Origin of the sequence: Rickettsia conorii str. Malish 7, from assembly GCF_000007025.1 — a bacterium.
GTDB lineage: Bacteria > Pseudomonadota > Alphaproteobacteria > Rickettsiales > Rickettsiaceae > Rickettsia > Rickettsia rickettsii.
Window position 1 is genome coordinate 493,481 of record NC_003103.1, and the last position, 17,161, is coordinate 510,641.

Genomic DNA, 17,161 nt, shown 5'->3' on the forward strand with positions numbered 1-17,161 from the left:
TAACATGAACATTTTAGTTACTGCTCTTGAGCAATCCTTAATAATGCTGCCGCTTATTTTAGGGATGTATATAAGTTATCGGATTCTCAAAATTACCGATCTTACCGTAGACGGTACTTATGTACTTGGTGCGGTAGTGTTTGCCCGCAGCCTTTCATTTGGGTTATTTCCTGCATTAATATTTGCCGTAATAGCAGGCGGAATTATAGGCAGTATAGTTAGTGTTATGCAGAAGAATAACCGCATTAATGGGCTTATAGCCGGAATACTTGCAAGTTTTATGCTTTATTCGGTTAACTTACAAATTATGCAGCGTCCTAATATATCGGTTCTTGGTATGCCGACTCTATTATCTATATTAGATCTCGAAAATTGGTTAATACCTTTAGTAATAATCAATTGTCTTATTATATGTTCAGTTATAATTTTATTAAAAGGTAAGCTCGGTTTATTTCTTCGTGCTTTTGGTTTTAATAAAGATTTATTGATTAATTTAGGAAAACCTGCTGAGCTTTACCGTACTATCGGTTTTAGCATAAGTAATTGTTTGGCTGCTTTAACCGGTACTTTATCTGCACAAGTAAATGGTTTTGCCGATATTAATATGGGTTTCGGGGTGGCACTAGTCGGTATTGGTGCAATTGTTATAGGGCGTCATATTTTAATCCATGCTAATAATTTTAATGCGTTTAAAGAGATATTGTCTTGTTTGATAGGTATATTATTTTACTTTATTGCTCTGGGCTTTTTACTCCGAATTGGAATCGATCCCATAAATCTTAAGCTTATTTTAGGTATAGTATTGTTTATTTCGTTGAGTTCTGTAAAAAGAGAGGCTTTATGAAACCTTATTTATATGCAGAAAATATACAGTTCAAAGTTAAAGAAAGAACCGAACCTATAATTGCTGAAACTACTTTAAATATTGCTAAAGAAGAGTTTGTGGTAATATTGGGTCATAACGGTAGCGGTAAGTCTACTTTAGCTAAAATACTTGCCGGCTATTTAAAACCTACTAGCGGGAAAGTGTTTCTAGATCAAGTCAGAATCGATAAAATACCTAAAGGACAAAAAGCTTCTACATTAGTTACATTAACACAAAAAGCTGAAGAGAGACTATTTACCGAGCTAACCCTTGAAGAAAATATCATTTTGTGGGAAAGTAGATTCTCTAGTAATGAACGGTTAGCAAGTAGCGAGTTGTTAGAGCTTACAGGTGCGCCTAAACGCTTTTTGCCTTTACTTTCACAGCCATTAGGTAAATTTTCCGGTGGAGAAAAGCAGATGATACTGCTGGCACTTATCATAGCTCATCCACCTAAAATATTATTTCTAGACGAACATACGGCAAATTTAGATCCGAAAGCTTCTTTGGAAGTGATGAAAAAAACAGCAGAGATTATAGAGAAACATAAGATCACTTCCGTTATGATCACGCATAATTTAGAAGATGCCGTAAATTACGGCAAAAGGCTTATAGTCTTAGATAGTGGTAAGGTAGTACTAGACTACCTAAAACCACCGGGTTTTTCTTTAAAAGAACTTAAAGAGATTTTAAATTAGAATTGAATATCTGCACCTATCTGTCCGGCTAATTCAGTATCGAAAGAATATTCACAGATATAATCTATTAACTCACTTTTTACATTCTCGTTAGTAGTCTGATAAAGAAGCACGAAATTAATAATATCATCCTTATTTTCCCTATTGTAAGGCGTGTCTTCACTTCAGCCGATAACTTTTCTTCTGTTGAAGTTGATGGAGCCGGTACTACTGTTGCTACAGGAGTAACTAATGCTGGAGCTGCTACAGGCTTATTATCATTAACATTATAATTTAAAACTTTTTCTATTAACTCTGTTCTTGTATCTTCATTAATACTAATCTCAATTAATGTATTAATAATGCCATCTTTATCTTCACCGTTTTTAAGACGTTGCATAACATCTTTTAATAATTTTTCGTGTGTATTTTTTGCAAACCCTTCTTCATCCGGTAAATCATAATTATAATCATTAACATCCATGTCTTTATAATTGTTAGCTGATTTTGCACCCAAGTATTTTTGTATGGTGTTAATTTTTAATTGCTCATTAATATGAGAATTATCTTTTCTTTATCAACACCTATCTTTACCAGTTTTGCTATACTGTGATCGAATGGATTATGCAATAGAACACCTTGTCGTCCTATATCAGCACCTTTAGATCTTCACTTCTCAAGTAACCATTTATCTCTTGATGTTAGTGCGTGATTAAAAATTGACTCACCACACGTATTAATCTTAAGATTAACGTAAAAAGAAGTCCAGTAACGTTTTATTTTGACCTGATTCATGCTTTAGTAGCAAATAGAAAAAAGGTGTGCCGCCATAATTGTCTACTGTATCAATTTCACTGCCGGGTTGTAATAAAATTAAAATTTGAGTTATTTCGTGCTGTTTAGAATAAGTTGCATAATGTATAGGTATACGTCCCTTTCCATCTTTAGTATTAACATCCAAATTTTTTTTAAAGTAAAAAGCTTCTTATTTCCTATTATTGCCGCATAATGTATAGGTGAGTATAGATATTTATGCTCAACTTCAAAACTTGTCCCTTTGTCTAATAAAATTTTAGCTATTTCTTTAGTGCTTGCATAAAATAATGCCGTATTTCCTTGTTCATCCTTAGCATTGACATTATGACCTTGCTCAATTAATTTTTGAACAATATTTGCATTTCCAGCTGAGGCTGCTATACTAAACGGTGTAAAGTTGTCTTCAGCTTCAATTAAGGTGTCATATATTTCAGGGTTTGGTGCACGTACATTGTCCTCTGCTGCTATTTCTGTAGAAGTAGTGGTTGTTACTGGTGCTGCTACCGGAGCTATTACTGGATTATTATCGTTAAATTATAATTAAAAAGTTTTTCTATTAATTTCTCTCTTGTAACATCATCTATATCAGAATAAAATTCAGAATTCATAATTAATCCATTGATAATTTTATTTTTATCATCCTCATTTTTAATATTTTTCTTCATCTCAGCAAGCTTTTGTTCTGCTTTGAATTCAGGTAGTGCTGAGCGTGCATTAGCGGAATCAGTTAGTATTTCTTTAATTTTTGGTTTAGATGCATAATCTATAGTTTTTTTCCTTTAGCATCTAAAGCAGTAACATCGGCACCTTGTGAAAGTAAAAGTCTAACATTATTTACATTCCCTATATGTTGCTGCATTATGTAAAACCGTACTACCGTCTGGAAGTTTGTAATTGGCATTATTTGTTGGTTGATTCATCATATAAATATTCCTTTATGTTTAAATATTATTTTGTCGTGCGAGCATTATACATAATATTTTGAATTTCTGCAATCCAATAGTTAATTTTTTAACTATTTATTAGATTTTGGATAAAACCAAACGAGGAGTAAACAGATTAGAAGACCGATATTTAAGAGTAGATTATACTCTGTCATAGAAATACCAAAGATTTTGATGGCGGGTTTCATGCAGGACGTGATTGGCTGTGAGTAGAACATTTGTTTGATGTGTTGTATAGACAAGCCTTTCGGGATATGAAGCATTGATGAACAAAGAGCACTTGGTTGTAATATGCCTCTTTCTATGAAGCTATGATAGGTTGATAATATACAAGAGCTAAGGATAGTTAGGAGAATGAATATTAAAGTATACTTACTTAACTGTCGGATGATTAAAGCAGTTAAGCAAATTTTGATTAGGGTTAAATAGGGAAATCGTTCGTAAACGCATAAAGGACAGGGTGTATAATGGAATATATATTCAGCAATATAAGCGGTAGAAAGTGCTATTATAGAAATTGTGATCAGTCCTAAATGTAGAACTTTATAGCTATCTTTTCTGATGTAATTTATAATAGTATTAAATGGCATGTTTTTTTTTCTTAATGTCATTGCGAGCGACTGCAAGGAGCGTGGCAATCTCGGGAAGTTTGATGGGATTGCCACGTCGCTTCGCTCCTCGCAATGACGGCGTTTAATTTGATATTTTACAAATAAATAAATTTAGTATATTGTCACTGATTATTAATTAAAGTGCAAGAAAAATCAATGTCAGAAATTTGGGAAGATGCTATTAAGTCAAACGCGTGGCCTTTTGTTGAGGCTAAGAAGATATTAGATAGCTTAAACGGTCAAATTCCTGAGAAGGGGTATGTATTATTTGAAACGGGTTACGGTCCTTCAGGTTTACCTCATATCGGTACTTTTGGTGAAAATGCCCGTATGGTGATGGTACAGAAAGCATTTGAGCAATTATCCGATATTCCGACTAAACTAATTTGCTTTTCCGATGATATGGACGGGCTTCGTAAAGTACCTAGCAATATCCCAAATCCTGAAATGGTGGCACAGTATATGGATATGCCGCTTACTTCTATCCCTGATACATTCGGTGAATGTGAAAGTTATGGGCATTATATGAATGCAAAGCTTCGCTCATTCCTTGATAAATTCGGCTTTGAGTATGAATTTTATAGCAGTACTAACTGTTATAAAGCTGGTATGTTTGATGCGATGCTGATAATGGTGCTTGAGAAATATGACGAGATAATGGAGCTAATGCTACCGACTTTTAGAGAAGAGCGCAAGGCTACCTATTCACCTTTCATGCCTATATGTCCGAAAACAGGTAAGGTACTGCAAGTACCTATAGAGAAATGGGATGCTAAAGCAGGTACTGTAACGTATAAAGACAAAGCCGGTAATTATATAGAAGTACCGGTAACGGGAGGGCATTGCAAATTACAGTGGAAGCCGGATTTTGGTATGCGTTGGGCTGCGCTTAAAGTCGATTATGAGATGTACGGCAAAGACCATTTGGCAAATGCTCGTCTTTATTCGGAAATTTGCCGAATCCTAGGAGGAAAGCCGCCGGTGCAGTTATGTTATGAGTTATTCTTAGATGAAAACGGTAAGAAAATATCAAAATCAAAAGGTAATAGTATTAGCATTGATGATTGGCTTAAATATGCTCCTGTTGAAAGTATGGCATTATTTATGTATCAAAATCCGACTAGAGCTAAGCGTTTGTTTTTTGATGTAATTCCTAAAAATGTTGATGAATATATTACTTTTAACCAGAAATATCATTTAGAAGAGGACAGGGCAAAGCGTTTTGCAAATCCCGTTTATCACATCCATCACGGAAATGTACCGAAAATTGAGACTTTTGGAATTACCTATTCGTTGCTTTTAAATCTTACTTCTGTGTGTAATCCTTCGGATAAATCGGTGCTTTGGGGATTTATTAGCAAATATGAGCCAAAAGCAACTCCAAATACTAACCCTTATCTTGACCATTTAGCAGAATTTGCTATAAGATATTATAATGACTTTATTAAAGCACATAAATTATATTTATCTCCTTCTGAAAAGCATAAGGTTATTTTGCAGGATATATTAGATATGTTATCTGATATAGCTGATCAAACCGAAGCTGAAGCAATTCAGAAAGCAATATATGATATAGGAATGAAAGCAGGATATGAAAATCTGCGTGATTACTTCAAAGATTTATATCAAATATTGCTTGGACAGAATGAAGGTCCAAGATTTGGGACTTTTATAAAGCTTTACGGGGTGCAGGAAATGAAAAAGCTGGTTGAAGGGCAGTTATAGCCTATATATCATTCCCGCATGGGTATCTAAGCGTCATTGCGCACGAAGTGAGTGTGGCAATCTCAGGAAGTTAGACGAAATTGCCACGTCGCTTCGCTCCTCGCAATGACGTTAAAATAAAAACTATTAACAAATGAATGAAATTTTTTGTAGTACGTTACCTATTTTTTTAATTACGCTGCTTGGTAGTATTATCAAAAATAAATGGTTAACTTCAGAAGAATTTTGGCGTGGTATTGAGAAATTATCGTATTTTGTACTATTTCCTGCAATGTTGTTTAGTTACGTATCTACTGCCGATTTAAGCATTGCACCCATAATTAAATTAGTAGTGGCTCTTATTATATCCACTATTCTTGTATCAATCGGTCTTATAATTTACCAAAAAAAATACAACATAGATAAAGTCCAATTTACTTCCATTTTTCAAGGATCGATTCGTTATAATAGCTACATTTTTTTTGGGGTAAGTAGCCCCTTGCTTGGTTCTAGCGGACTTTCAATCGTTGCCATTATTTCTTCTTATATGATTATTTTTACCAATATTTTATCGGTAATGATTTTCGCTTATTATATCCCTAATAAATCCGTGACTAATACTATTAGCACTAGTTTTGTTTTAATGATGAAATTAATTGTGCGTAATCCGTTAATTATCGCAAGTTTAGTAGGATTCGTTTTTAATTACTCAAATCTTGAATTACATTTAGGGCTTAAGAAAACGTTAGATAGCCTTTCTAATGCCGCTTTAGCTATCGGTATGCTAAATGTTGGGGCAGGGCTTAATTTTACTATTAGACAAGAGCTTTTACATAATGTAATGTTTACAAGCTTTGTTAAATTAGTTGCATTTCCTCTAGTTAGTGTAGTAGTACTATGGTTAATGTCTATTGACGGATTAGATAGATCGGTAGGAATATTATATAGCTGCCTTCCATGTGCGAGTACGGCTTATGTTTTATCTCGTCAACTTGACGGTGATCCTGATTCTATGGCGTCGATTATAACATTTACTACTTTTTTCTCGGTAGTTACTATATCAATTATTATGTATATAATGGGGTGAATTTACCACGTCATTGCGAGCGACTGAAAGGAGCGTGGCAATCTCAGGAATGTTGCCTGAGATTGCTTCGTCGATGCCTTTGCGTCTGCTCGCAATGACGAAAAACTAAAACAAACAAATAAAACAGGAATTTCTAAAATGGATGAAATGAATAAAATAAATTATGCTGAGGCCCTTGAATATCATGAAAAAGATAAGCCTGGTAAGATCGCTATTTCTGCAACAAAGTCTTTAGTTACTCAGCAAGATTTATCACTTGCTTATTCCCCAGGGGTTGCGGCTCCTTGCCTTGAAATTGCTAAAAATTTAGAGGATGTATATAAATATACTGCTCGCGGTAATTTAGTTGCCGTAATCTCTAACGGTACTGCCGTACTTGGGCTTGGTAATTTAGGAGCTGCCGCTTCAAAACCGGTGATGGAAGGTAAAGCGGTACTATTCAAAAAATTTGCTGATATTGATGCAATTGACTTGGAAGTGAATACGGAAGATCCTGAAGAATTTATTAATGCCGTGAAGTATCTCAGTTATAGTTTTGGGGGTATTAATCTTGAAGATATTAAAGCTCCGGAATGTTTTATTATAGAAGAAAAATTAAAATCTTTAATGGATATACCGGTCTTTCATGACGATCAGCATGGAACAGCGATTATTACCGCCGCAGGGCTAATAAATGCTGCGTATCTTACTAATCGCAAGCTTGAAGATTTAAAAATCGTAGTTAACGGAGCAGGTGCAGCAGCTATTGCTTGCATTGATTTATTAATTGCTCTTGGAGCTGATAAATCAAAGATTATTGTATGTGATACTAAAGGCGTTGTTTACAAAGGACGCCTAGAAGGTATGAATAAATGGAAAGAACTATATGCAAGTGATACCAAGTTTAGAACTTTAGCGGAAAGCTTAAATAACGCTGATGTATTTATAGGGTTATCGGTAAAAGGCGCAGTAACTAAAGATATGGTGAGTAGAATGGCAAGTAATCCGATTATTTTTGCTATGGCTAACCCTGATCCGGAAATTACTCCGGAAGATATACAACTTGTACGCGATGATGCGATTATAGCAACAGGGCGATCTGATTATAATAATCAAATTAATAATGTTATGGGATTTCCTTATATTTTTAGAGGAGCATTAGATATAAGAGCTAAGACTATTAATACGGAAATGAAAATAGCTGCAGCAAAAGCCATTGCAGATTTAGCCCGTAGACCTGTACCGGAAGAGGTGTATAAAGCTTATTCAGGGCGTAAGATGGTTTTTGGTAAGGAATATATCATTCCTGTACCGTTTGATCCTCGTTTAATTACCGTAGTAGCAGCGGCGGTTGCCGTTGCTGCAATAGAAAGCGGCGTTGCTAGGGTTAAAGATTTTAGTATAGGTAAATATAAAAAAGAATTAGGTAGCAGATTAAATCCTACTGCTAACTATATGAATTTCTTAGCTGAAAAAATTCATAATGCACCGCTTAAACGGATTGTTTTTGCTGAAGGTGAAGAAGAAGAAGTAATTTCTGCCGCTCTTATGATGCGAGACAAGAAATACGGTCATCCGATTATAATTGGTCGTGTTGAACGAATTGAGGTTATGTTAAAAAAGATAGGTCAAGATATTAGCTTAGACGGAATTCAAATAATGAATGCGGCCTTAAGCGATAGTTTAGAGAAATATACTGATTATTTATATAAAAGACTTCAGAGAAAAGGTTATTTATACCGTGATTGTGCAAAGCTTGTTAAAACTGATAAGAATATTTTCGCTGCTTGTATGTTAGCATGCGGTGACGGTGATGCTCTTCTAACCGGTGTTACACAAAGTTATATCGATAGTTTAGAAGATATCATGAAAGTCATTTCACCAAAAACTAATCGTAGCATCCTGGGCTATTCAATTATGATTGCTAAAGATAATAATATTATTATTGCCGATAATTGTATTACAGAATATCCAAACAGTTGGGAACTTGCACAAATAGCAACCCAAACTGCAGAAATTGCTAAAAATATGGGAATCACGCCTCGTGTTGCACTTCTTTCTTTTTCAACATTCGGTAATTCTTCTAAGGCAAAAACAGCTCGTATTCGTGAAGCAGTAAATATACTAGATAATTTTAGCAAGGACAAAGAAGAGCTGAGCGGCATGAAGGTAGATTTTGAATATGACGGAGAGATGTCGGTTAAAGTGGCTTTAGATGGTGATTTACGTAAATTATATAAATTTTGTAGATTATCAGGATCTGCAAATGTATTAATTATGCCTGGTTTAAATTCAGCTGCTATTTCTACTGAGTTGTTACAAGAATTTTCGTCAAACAGCTTTATAGGTCCTATAACAAACGGTTTTGAAAAACCCGTTCAAATACTTCAAGCTGCAGCAACAGCTAATGAAATACTAAAAATAGCAACTTTTGCTTGCGTTGAAGCTATAAACGAGGTTTAATTACTATATCTTTAAAATCAATTAACTTGTGAGAGGTAAAGTGGCGTCGATTACAGAACTTTATAAAAATATACAAGAAATTACAAAAGATTTACGAAAACATGATCCTCAAATACCTGATGCCAGTAAAAAACCGTTAGCTTCTAGAGAAAATTTTGACGATCTAATACATTCTGATTTAGGACAGCCTGTACGAAATAAACCGCTTTCTTTTGATGAAGAGTTAAAGAAAAAAGTTCAAAGCAGACAAGTACAGGATTTTTTCGAGCAGCAAACAAAGAGTACAGAAGAAAAAATAGATAATCATGCAAAACGTATAGAAGAATTAAAGCAAAAACAGAAAGAACTAGAAGAGAGGAAAAAGTGGCTTGAAGAAAAAAAAGCTAATTCTAATATTACTATAGAAGAAAGATGGCAAATCGCTGCAGAATTAGAAGCTATTAATACTCAACTTAAGGCTATAGAAAAAGAACATAATACTATTAATAGTGCTTCCGATAGAGAACAAAAGTTTGATAATAAAAATAAACACTTAACTGCTACAAAAAGAGAGCCGATAGCTGCAGATTTATAGCAACAAGGAGCATTAGCAGCTATAAAACGTATGAAAGAAGAGAAGATAAAGCAGCAGCTGTTAATCAATCTTCAAAAAATACTCCAACTATGCCTCGCGGTACTATACCGATGCCGCCTCTAATGCCTGGAAGCGGTATTCCTATTCCCCCATCGCCTCCGCCACCACCTATATCAATTCCAAAAACTATAAAAAAAGAGGCAAAGGATGTTGGTAAACAAATGCCTCAAGGAGGAGATCAGCATAAAGAAGAACTAGCAAAGGCTATGAAAGCACGAAGAGCAAAAATAGAAAAGCAAAACTCAGGAAGAGGAAGGTAATTATTATAGTATCATAATGGCTCTTTTTTCAAATTTTATCATAAAATGAGCTGTTAGTCTCTATGAAGATTTCTAAGAAGATTTAATTTTGGTTATTTTTTGCTGCAAATTATAAGGTTTCTTTGAAATAGGAGTAGCTATTCTTTCAAAAATCTTATTAATTTTCGCTAAAAAATACCTCAAAATAGCACATCAATTAGAAATCTTTGTAGAGCTTAGCGAATTAGAACGATTTTACAATTTAATTGCAGTTTAGCCCAAATTTTATCTGCAGTATATATAGGATAGCCTGTAATTAATCCTAGGCTAATGCAAGCTCTGTCACCAAGAGATAAGCCAAATTGTTCTGTTTCTTTCTTTAAGCGTCCAATTTCTATAGCTTGATCAAAATCTAAGGCTACAATTTTATTTATGGAAGCTGAGATCATTGCTTTACTTTGAATAAAAGATATGTTCAATTTTTTATCTAGTTCAGCTACTACTTCTGCTATATTTACTGTAGACATAATAGATAACGGTAATAATTCTTCGACCTTGTCACTACCAGTTTCTAAGTTAAATAATGCAAGTAAAGCAGATGAATCTAAAATATATTTATTCATTATTAAATTCCTTTCTTCTTGATTCAATTAAAGAGTCAACTAATGATATGTTATCTTTATTTCTAGATTTTACTAATGCTTGAAATTCTTTAATTTTATTTTTTAGAGGAATCAATGTTAATTCTTTATCAAGTATTAGCATTAACTGATCTCCTGAAGCAAGATGTAATTGATCACGAATTTTTGCAGGAATATTTATTCTGCCATTTTCAGATATAGTAACTTTATATTCTAAGTGCATATTTTTAAAATGGTTAAAAATTGAATATATACCAAATATAAAATATTATAATTAAAACTACAATAGTAAAATAAATATAAAAGATTTCTATATTGAAATTATGCTGTAGTTGTTCTTATTTCAAAAAAATCTTATAATTTGTAGACGCAAAGAGTAAAAATAGATTAAATTAATTTTCTTTCACACAGCCTAAATAGTTGGTATCATATGCTGTTGCCACAAAAAGAAAATATTATATGTCTAATTCAGCTTTTTTAGTTGCATTTTTTACAACGATTATTCGTTATTATGATTATGCTCTATTCGGTTTATCGGCTAGTATTCTTGCACAAAATTTCTTACCTAATATAGAGCAGGATAAACAACTACTTGGTTTTTTTGCTATTCTTAGTGCAGCTGTCATAGTACGACCTTTAGGGTCCTTAATTTTTGGATTTATCGGAGATAAATACGGGCGTACTCAATCTATCAAGATATCAATGTGCATGAGTAGCATTGCTACCGGATTAATTGCTATTACTCCTTCCTTTGAGATAATAGGTATTTTTGCTACGGTAATACTCACATTATGTCGAATGGTTTTTTTAGCAAGCCTTGCCGGAGAGGTTGACGGAATAAAGGTTTATGTAGCTGAAAAAACAGGAGATAATCAGAAAAATTTAAATATAGGAATAGTTTCATGCTGTGGCCAAATAGGTGCATTACTTGCGGCTATAGCTTATTATTACGCTAGTAATTCCGATATCCAATATTTATGGCGTTTTAATTTCTTTATTGGTGCAATATTTGGTTTATTTGCTATTTTGATGAGAAATTTTTTTAAAGAAAGTAGCGAGTTTTTAAGAACGTCATCAAAAAGTACCTTGCGGCAAATTATATGGAATAATAAACTATCCGTTATAATAGCATTACTAATAAACGGTGCTATTGGAGGAGTGTATCACTTTTTAGTAATTTTCTTAGGAGTTTTTTTAACAAAAATAGCTCTTATAAATCATCCTGAAATAAGATTTATGAATATAGCTCTTACTACTACCTATGGAATATCAGCTGTTTTTGCAGGGCTGTTTGCCGATAAAATAAATCCTTTAAGACAGATTACATGGGCTTTATTTGTCAGCATTATTGTTGCTTTAGGAATGCAAATAATGTTATACAAACAAATATTTAATATTCTCTGTCCCGTTATATTAATAGGACTTGCAGCATTTTATGCAGTACCGCTACAAATTATTGTTCAATCCTTATTTAAGACTAATGTTAAAATGAGGCTTTATAGTCTATCACATTCTTTTGGAGGTATTATTCTATCCTCAACTACTCCTTTCTTTAGTATGTTGTTATGGCAAAATTTTAAGTCACTATCTCTCACTTTAAGCTTTTTCATATTTTTGCTTATAATATTAATGAGTACAGTGTTGGTTTTACGTAGGATGTCATCCTCACAACAGTAAAGTCTTGTTGCATGGCTTGAAAAACCTACTCAATGTCATCCCCGCGAAAGCGGGGATCTAGCAAAATAACTTCAATATTGATATATAAAAAACTTGTTTTTTTTTACTGGAGTCCCGCCTCCGCGGAAATGACATAAACGAGCCATGCAACAAGACCCAAAAACAAGAATAACATCAATTGCCTTATATATTTCTTCCGTCTTTACTGCAACCTGTAGGTTTTATGCTAGGACTACTTGAAGATTTGGAGCGTTGCTGTGCTTGTGTCCCAATTTGCTTCGCTTCTTTTGCTAAGTTTTCAAATTTGTCTTTTAAGTTTTTTGTCTTGCCTTTTAGCTTTAAATCGTGAGTTATTTCGTTAATATTCAATTTTTCAGGAGTTGGATGATATATAGGCTCTTTAGATTGAGTATGTTTAGAATGTTCTATTGCAAATTTTGTACGAGGTCTTATTAGTTCATTCTCTTTTCCTATACCTTTCTGTTTTTCTTCCTCCCATTTATCCTATCCCGCCGGTGATGTCCAGTATCTTGTTGTTTTACTATCAAAGCCTTTTTCAAATTTGTTTATTAAATTTTTGGTACTATTCTCTTTAATTTCTTTACCTCGATTTTCAAACTCAAAATTTTTCTGAGGAGTTATATAGTCAGATTGAGTATTTTCATGTTGTTTTTCTACAGTCTGTTTCTTTTCTTCTGTCCAGTATTGTTTGATTTTGCTGTCAGAGTCTGCTTCAATTTTTGCTATTCTCTCTTTTATACCGGTAACTGCTCCTGTAGATATTTTAGGTTGATCTTGGGTTGATTGCTTAATATGTTTCGGAGATGTATTTTTAGATAATTCATAAGTCAAAGATTTTAAATTAGATAAATTCTTTTAAACTGTTTCTATATTGGAATTTAAATAGTCTATTTCGGGTCCTTTATATTCCATTATATTTTTTAATGTGGTATTAATTTCTACAAAAGATGCTTTAATCTCTTTATTAAATTTATCATCATTATTACTTATCTTACTACAATTAGTAGAAATTTTTTGAAGTTTATCTAATATATCATTAATTCTCTCATCTTGTTGAAAAGTTGATACCATACTTGCTAAAAATTCACTTCTTCCTAAATTTCTATTAACATTATTTCAATATAGAGGTATGGTAGAGGCTTTAGTATAATCTTGTGGAAATTTATCGATCTCTTCTTTAAACCTCTTTAAGAACTTTATTGTATCATCGAATATAGGATGAGTATTTCAGGAAAGAGCAAGAGGAGTCGGTATTGCTTCCTGCATTGGATGAGTTATTGCCTCAACTTGTTTCGGGGATGTATCTTTAGATAGCTTTTCATTTTGTAGCTCAGATATATAATCATCTACTGCTTCTTTTAATTTATCTGAAACGGCACTATTTTGGGCAGGAGGCAGTATTCCGGTGTCATCCCACTCTAAATCAGTATCAGTAGTTAGCATTCCAGTATCATCCTGCTCTAAAGCGATATTATCGCTTCTACGCTCCTCACGAGGATCAGTTAGCTTATAGTAATTTTTATTTAGTAAACGAGGAACACGTGAATTGTCGCTCTTTTCATATTCCTTAATTTCTTCAAATATACCTAGTGTCTTATAAATATTATCTATTTCTTCTTGAGTAAGTCTTTCATTGCTTACTTCTTTTTGTTGGATAGATTTTTGTAGTTCTTTTGTTACCGTTAACTTATCTTTTGCTATATTTGAATTTGATAAAATTTTCGCTTGTACTAAAAAGAGCTTCAATTAAATTAGTAGAGCTGCTTTTTCCAAATGTGGTAGATAATTCTTCTTGACTTGATGCTATTCCTGAATCAATAGAAGCAGATCTAGAAACGGTATTAGATTGAGGATTAATATTTGCCTGTTTGTACATAAGATTTGTCGGTATCTATTAATATTTTATCAGTGAATTGTGCTAGTTCATTGAATGAATTTTCTAGTTTTGCAAAAAGTTCTGTTGAGGAATGTACTATTGCCGGTGATAAACTTAGATATAGAATCTTCAGGTATAGTTTCTAAAGAAGGAGAATATTTACCTGTTTCTTTTTGTAGTACCGATTCATTTTGCTTGATTAAATTTGATATAAATTTATTTGGATAATATATCAATTTTGTTATTGTTATTACTTCTGGCATATAAGACTAGAGTCTCCTTTATATTTTGCGAGATATTATCTTAACAACATCTTATATTGTAAATCTAATTCGCTTGAATTATTAGTATTACGGAAGTAATTTTTATTTACTGATATACTTTTGCTGAGTATATTTTTAGAAGCTTCTATAAGTTCTTTTTCCCCTGTCGCTTCTTTATTTTTTAACTTCTCAAATACATTTTGTAAACCATCTGAAAAATCCCAGGCATTATCAAGGTATAAAAATTTACTTCTTATAATCTCTTGCGCTTTTTGATTGGACGCTTGTTGCACTTTTTGTTTCTCTTGCATTACTCCTAGAATGATATTTTTATCTAATGAATTAATCACATCATAAAAATTTTTCATTTCATATAATTTTTCTCTAGGCTCTTTTATTTTTTGTAATCTCTCTCTTAATTCTTGAAATTTATCCCATTCATGTTGTTCAAGAAAAAATCCCTCTATTTTTGTATTTTTAGTATTAGGGCTTTCTCCGCTACTCAGGATTTTATTTCTAGTTGCCTGTAATCTAGATGGTTGATGAGCGTTGATATTATTAATCAAACCTAAAATTTCTTTTGATGTCTTATTAAATTCTTCATTATTAGTTGGATTTTTGATTGTTTCTTGAACTGCTTCCCTTAACTTGATTATTTCTTCTTTAAGGCTAAGTTCTACTTTTTGTTGACCGTGTGTTATAGCTTGTTCGTTTTTTTGTGAGGTAAGTACTTTTTTATCTTGCTTTATATTTAAGCTCTTTTCCCCTACTTTCTGAACAACTGCTTCCATCAATTGCAATAGATTAATATTGCCCTTTATTTCTAGTTCTTGCTCATTAGTGATCGGTAATGAATTACTTAGTCTTAATAATACTGAAAAATCTGAAGGGGATATTAGGATATCAAGTTGAGCCTTTGTTTTTTGACCTTTTCTGTCTTCCTTAAAGCCTTCCACTTTACCAATACTAATAGGTAGATTTTTTAAATAAATTTCTTTACTAGTACCCTGTATATTTTTATCATTTGTTACTTTGAAGTTAGCTTGTTGTTGAGAAACATACGGTCCCGGCGTTCTAGGGTCTATTTTGTTTATTAGAGCTTCTATAAAATAGTTGTACGTGTTATAGCTAGTTTATCTGTTTCTAAAATATTATTTAAATTAGTATTTTTTATTAAATAAAGATTTCTTATTAGCCGGTCTAATTCATTCTTATGTTTCATAATTTCCCGCTATTAATAAAAATAAACCAAAATGTAATACCATTTATGTTCAATTAACAATACTAATAATTAGTATTAATTCAATATTTTAAATCTTGTTGCATTTGTGCTTCAATAATATAATTTTATCATTTATTTTATCGTCTCAATGAGTTTTTTAACTCCCTCGACTGATTTATCAAATAGTGCTTTTTCCTCTGCGGTTAACTGCAGTTCTATTACTCTTAGAACACCTTCTTTACCGATCATAATAGGCACTCCGACATATAAATCATGTACGCCGTACTCACCTTGTAAATGAGCGGCACAAGTTAGAATCTGACGTTTATCTTTTAAATATGACTCAAGCATTTCTATTGCTGAGGCTGCGGGAGCATAATAAGCAGAACCTGTTTTAAGTAATGCAACAATCTCACCGCCGCCGTTTCTAGTACGATCGATTATTTTTTCAATATTTTCATTACTTGATAAGCCCATTTTTATCAAGTCAGGTATCGGTACGCCTGATATTGTAGAATATCTTGCAAGAGGTACCATAGCATCGCCGTGACCGCCGAGAACCATGCTATTAACATTGTTAACCGATACTTTAAACTCTTCAGCAAGAAAAAGATTAAATCTTGATGAGTCAAGTACTCCTGCCATACCGATTACTTTATTGTGAGGCAATCCGCTTTCTTTAAGCATGACATATACCATAACATCAAGTGGATTGGTAATTACTATTACAAAGGCATCAGGAGCGTATTTTTTAACATTTGCTGCAACCGTTTTCATAATACCGGTGTTAATGCTAATTAAATCTTCTCTACTCATCCCTGGTTTTCTTGGTAAACCGGCAGTAATAATTATGGCATCAGATCCTTCAATATCTTTATAGTCGTTTGTGCCTTTTATTTTGATATCAGACCCGGCTATTGTACCGGCTTGCATGAGATCCAATGCTTTTCCTTGCGGTACTCCTTCAGTCACATCAAATAACACGATATCGCCGAGTTCTCTAAGGCTAATTAAGTGAGCAAGTGTACCACCTATGTTACCGCTACCTATTAATGAGATTTTTGCGTTTTGTTTCATTACTCCCTCTACAAATATTAAATATGCCTATTACTATATTACAAATAGATTCAAGAAAAAAGAATTTTTAAATTATATTACATTGTTAATTGGTTAATTCATAAAAATTAACCATTCACATTGACTTTATTAAAATATATTAATATAATGTCGAGTCAAAAATACCATGAAACATGTAATTTTAATAAAATAACTAAAAAAATAATTATGCCTAAAATTTCTAAGTTAATAAATAACTTCTATATCGATATTTGAAGTTATTGTGCTAGATCCCCGCTTTTGGGCCTTGTTGCGTGGATCAGTTTTCCCGATGTCATCCCGCGCGACTTGATCACGGGATCCAGTTAAAAATACTAGAATTATTA

The 17,161-nt window shown here is 32.8% G+C and carries 23 protein-coding genes; 8 read left to right on the forward strand and 15 right to left on the reverse strand.

Annotation, left to right across the window (positions count from 1 at the left end; genetic code table 11):
* The first annotated feature begins 4 nt into the window (after positions 1-4).
* Together RC_RS02540 and RC_RS02545 are read left to right on the forward strand one after the other, a co-directional pair.
* Entirely contained in the window at positions 5-844 is an 840-nt protein-coding gene (locus tag RC_RS02540; protein WP_041471716.1) for an ABC transporter permease, read from the forward strand.
* Positions 841-1,563, forward strand: coding sequence for an ATP-binding cassette domain-containing protein (locus RC_RS02545; RefSeq protein ID WP_010977139.1), 723 nt, complete (start codon positions 841-843; stop codon positions 1,561-1,563). The genes RC_RS02540 and RC_RS02545 overlap by 4 nt, the downstream gene beginning before the upstream one ends.
* A gap of 79 nt (positions 1,564-1,642) precedes the next feature.
* On the opposite strand, the gene RC_RS02550 is transcribed toward RC_RS02545, so the two are convergent.
* The 5 genes from RC_RS02550 to RC_RS07425 all read right to left on the reverse strand — a co-directional run bounded on the left by RC_RS02550 (position 1,643) and on the right by RC_RS07425 (position 3,892).
* Positions 1,643-2,059 carry a hypothetical protein gene (locus RC_RS02550; protein ID WP_010977140.1) on the reverse strand — a complete coding sequence of 139 codons (417 nt, stop codon included), beginning with the start codon at positions 2,057-2,059 and terminating at the stop codon, positions 1,643-1,645.
* Positions 2,060-2,290: 231 nt separating this feature from the next.
* A complete protein-coding gene (locus RC_RS02555; protein ID WP_010977141.1) occupies positions 2,291-2,503 on the reverse strand; it encodes an ankyrin repeat domain-containing protein in 213 nt (70 codons plus the stop codon).
* Positions 2,428-2,826: an ankyrin repeat domain-containing protein gene (locus RC_RS10190; RefSeq protein WP_324602841.1), complete on the reverse strand. Its 399-nt coding sequence runs from the start codon at positions 2,824-2,826 to the stop codon at positions 2,428-2,430. Before RC_RS10190 ends, RC_RS02555 begins: the two co-directional genes overlap by 76 nt.
* A 44-nt stretch (positions 2,827-2,870) precedes the next feature.
* Complete coding sequence (locus tag RC_RS10195) at positions 2,871-3,023, reverse strand: hypothetical protein (protein WP_010977142.1); 153 nt, start codon at positions 3,021-3,023, stop codon at positions 2,871-2,873.
* A gap of 350 nt (positions 3,024-3,373) precedes the next feature.
* Complete coding sequence (locus RC_RS07425) at positions 3,374-3,892, reverse strand: disulfide bond formation protein B (RefSeq protein WP_071597794.1); 519 nt, start codon at positions 3,890-3,892, stop codon at positions 3,374-3,376.
* 177 nt (positions 3,893-4,069) lie between these two features.
* On the opposite strand from RC_RS07425, the gene RC_RS02565 reads away from it, so the two are divergent.
* The 5 genes from RC_RS02565 (at position 4,070) to RC_RS02585 (ending at position 10,040) form a co-directional block, all read left to right on the forward strand.
* A complete protein-coding gene (locus tag RC_RS02565) occupies positions 4,070-5,638 on the forward strand; it encodes a lysine--tRNA ligase (protein WP_041471717.1) in 1,569 nt (522 codons plus the stop codon).
* Between the two features lie 133 nt (positions 5,639-5,771).
* Positions 5,772-6,704: an AEC family transporter gene (locus tag RC_RS02570; protein WP_010977145.1), complete on the forward strand. Its 933-nt coding sequence runs from the start codon at positions 5,772-5,774 to the stop codon at positions 6,702-6,704.
* 138 nt (positions 6,705-6,842) lie between these two features.
* Positions 6,843-9,146, forward strand: coding sequence for an NADP-dependent malic enzyme (locus tag RC_RS02575; RefSeq protein WP_010977146.1), 2,304 nt, complete (start codon positions 6,843-6,845; stop codon positions 9,144-9,146).
* A 40-nt stretch (positions 9,147-9,186) separates the two neighbouring features.
* Positions 9,187-9,720, forward strand: a complete 534-nt coding sequence (locus tag RC_RS02580; protein WP_100206902.1) for a hypothetical protein — start codon at positions 9,187-9,189, stop codon at positions 9,718-9,720.
* An 89-nt stretch (positions 9,721-9,809) separates the two neighbouring features.
* On the forward strand, positions 9,810-10,040 hold the full coding sequence (locus RC_RS02585; protein WP_010977148.1) for a hypothetical protein: 231 nt from the start codon (positions 9,810-9,812) through the stop codon (positions 10,038-10,040).
* Between the two features lie 215 nt (positions 10,041-10,255).
* Here the strand turns inward: RC_RS02585 and RC_RS02590 are convergent, their stop codons facing one another.
* Positions 10,256-10,642 (reverse strand): type II toxin-antitoxin system VapC family toxin, encoded by a 387-nt coding sequence (locus RC_RS02590; protein ID WP_016830727.1) that lies wholly within the window; start codon positions 10,640-10,642, stop codon positions 10,256-10,258.
* Complete coding sequence (locus RC_RS02595) at positions 10,635-10,883, reverse strand: AbrB/MazE/SpoVT family DNA-binding domain-containing protein (protein WP_010977150.1); 249 nt, start codon at positions 10,881-10,883, stop codon at positions 10,635-10,637. The genes RC_RS02590 and RC_RS02595 overlap by 8 nt, the downstream gene beginning before the upstream one ends.
* A gap of 236 nt (positions 10,884-11,119) precedes the next feature.
* Here RC_RS02595 and RC_RS02600 point away from each other — a divergent pair, with 236 nt between their 5' ends.
* A complete protein-coding gene (locus RC_RS02600) occupies positions 11,120-12,337 on the forward strand; it encodes an MFS transporter (RefSeq protein ID WP_041471718.1) in 1,218 nt (405 codons plus the stop codon).
* A gap of 183 nt (positions 12,338-12,520) precedes the next feature.
* On the opposite strand, the gene RC_RS02605 is transcribed toward RC_RS02600, so the two are convergent.
* From RC_RS02605 to mdh, 8 genes are all read right to left on the reverse strand, one after another.
* Positions 12,521-12,706 (reverse strand): hypothetical protein, encoded by a 186-nt coding sequence (locus tag RC_RS02605; protein WP_010977152.1) that lies wholly within the window; start codon positions 12,704-12,706, stop codon positions 12,521-12,523.
* A 135-nt stretch (positions 12,707-12,841) separates the two neighbouring features.
* Complete coding sequence (locus RC_RS02610; RefSeq protein WP_010977153.1) at positions 12,842-13,189, reverse strand: hypothetical protein; 348 nt, start codon at positions 13,187-13,189, stop codon at positions 12,842-12,844.
* A 24-nt stretch (positions 13,190-13,213) separates the two neighbouring features.
* Positions 13,214-13,429, reverse strand: coding sequence for a hypothetical protein (locus RC_RS02615; protein ID WP_010977154.1), 216 nt, complete (start codon positions 13,427-13,429; stop codon positions 13,214-13,216).
* Between the two features lie 156 nt (positions 13,430-13,585).
* Positions 13,586-14,104, reverse strand: coding sequence for a hypothetical protein (locus RC_RS02620; protein ID WP_010977155.1), 519 nt, complete (start codon positions 14,102-14,104; stop codon positions 13,586-13,588).
* On the reverse strand, positions 14,046-14,234 hold the full coding sequence (locus tag RC_RS10200) for a hypothetical protein (protein WP_010977156.1): 189 nt from the start codon (positions 14,232-14,234) through the stop codon (positions 14,046-14,048). The genes RC_RS02620 and RC_RS10200 overlap by 59 nt, the downstream gene beginning before the upstream one ends.
* Positions 14,235-14,281: 47 nt before the next feature.
* Complete coding sequence (locus RC_RS10205) at positions 14,282-14,497, reverse strand: hypothetical protein (protein WP_010977157.1); 216 nt, start codon at positions 14,495-14,497, stop codon at positions 14,282-14,284.
* 35 nt (positions 14,498-14,532) lie between these two features.
* Entirely contained in the window at positions 14,533-15,453 is a 921-nt protein-coding gene (locus RC_RS02630; protein ID WP_010977158.1) for a hypothetical protein, read from the reverse strand.
* Positions 15,454-15,851: 398 nt separating this feature from the next.
* Positions 15,852-16,796, reverse strand: a complete 945-nt coding sequence (mdh, locus tag RC_RS02640) for a malate dehydrogenase (protein WP_010977159.1) — start codon at positions 16,794-16,796, stop codon at positions 15,852-15,854.
* Positions 16,797-17,161 lie beyond the last annotated feature (365 nt).

What these genes read in the sequence shown, in the direction of transcription:
- RC_RS02540 (WP_041471716.1), top strand. Translation starts at nt 5, where the DNA reads ATGAACATTTTAGTTACTGCTCTTGAGCAATCCTTAATAATGCTGCCG.
- RC_RS02545 (WP_010977139.1), top strand. Translation starts at nt 841, where the DNA reads ATGAAACCTTATTTATATGCAGAAAATATACAGTTCAAAGTTAAAGAA.
- RC_RS10195 (WP_010977142.1), bottom strand. Translation starts at nt 3,023, where the DNA reads ATGAAGAAAAATATTAAAAATGAGGATGATAAAAATAAAATTATCAAT.
- RC_RS07425 (WP_071597794.1), bottom strand. Translation starts at nt 3,892, where the DNA reads ATGCCATTTAATACTATTATAAATTACATCAGAAAAGATAGCTATAAA.
- RC_RS02565 (WP_041471717.1), top strand. Translation starts at nt 4,070, where the DNA reads ATGTCAGAAATTTGGGAAGATGCTATTAAGTCAAACGCGTGGCCTTTT.
- RC_RS02570 (WP_010977145.1), top strand. Translation starts at nt 5,772, where the DNA reads ATGAATGAAATTTTTTGTAGTACGTTACCTATTTTTTTAATTACGCTG.
- RC_RS02575 (WP_010977146.1), top strand. Translation starts at nt 6,843, where the DNA reads ATGGATGAAATGAATAAAATAAATTATGCTGAGGCCCTTGAATATCAT.
- RC_RS02585 (WP_010977148.1), top strand. Translation starts at nt 9,810, where the DNA reads ATGCCTCGCGGTACTATACCGATGCCGCCTCTAATGCCTGGAAGCGGT.
- RC_RS02590 (WP_016830727.1), bottom strand. Translation starts at nt 10,642, where the DNA reads ATGAATAAATATATTTTAGATTCATCTGCTTTACTTGCATTATTTAAC.
- RC_RS02595 (WP_010977150.1), bottom strand. Translation starts at nt 10,883, where the DNA reads ATGCACTTAGAATATAAAGTTACTATATCTGAAAATGGCAGAATAAAT.
- RC_RS02600 (WP_041471718.1), top strand. Translation starts at nt 11,120, where the DNA reads ATGTCTAATTCAGCTTTTTTAGTTGCATTTTTTACAACGATTATTCGT.
- RC_RS02615 (WP_010977154.1), bottom strand. Translation starts at nt 13,429, where the DNA reads ATGGTATCAACTTTTCAACAAGATGAGAGAATTAATGATATATTAGAT.
- RC_RS10200 (WP_010977156.1), bottom strand. Translation starts at nt 14,234, where the DNA reads ATGTACAAACAGGCAAATATTAATCCTCAATCTAATACCGTTTCTAGA.
- RC_RS10205 (WP_010977157.1), bottom strand. Translation starts at nt 14,497, where the DNA reads ATGCCAGAAGTAATAACAATAACAAAATTGATATATTATCCAAATAAA.
- mdh (WP_010977159.1), bottom strand. Translation starts at nt 16,796, where the DNA reads ATGAAACAAAACGCAAAAATCTCATTAATAGGTAGCGGTAACATAGGT.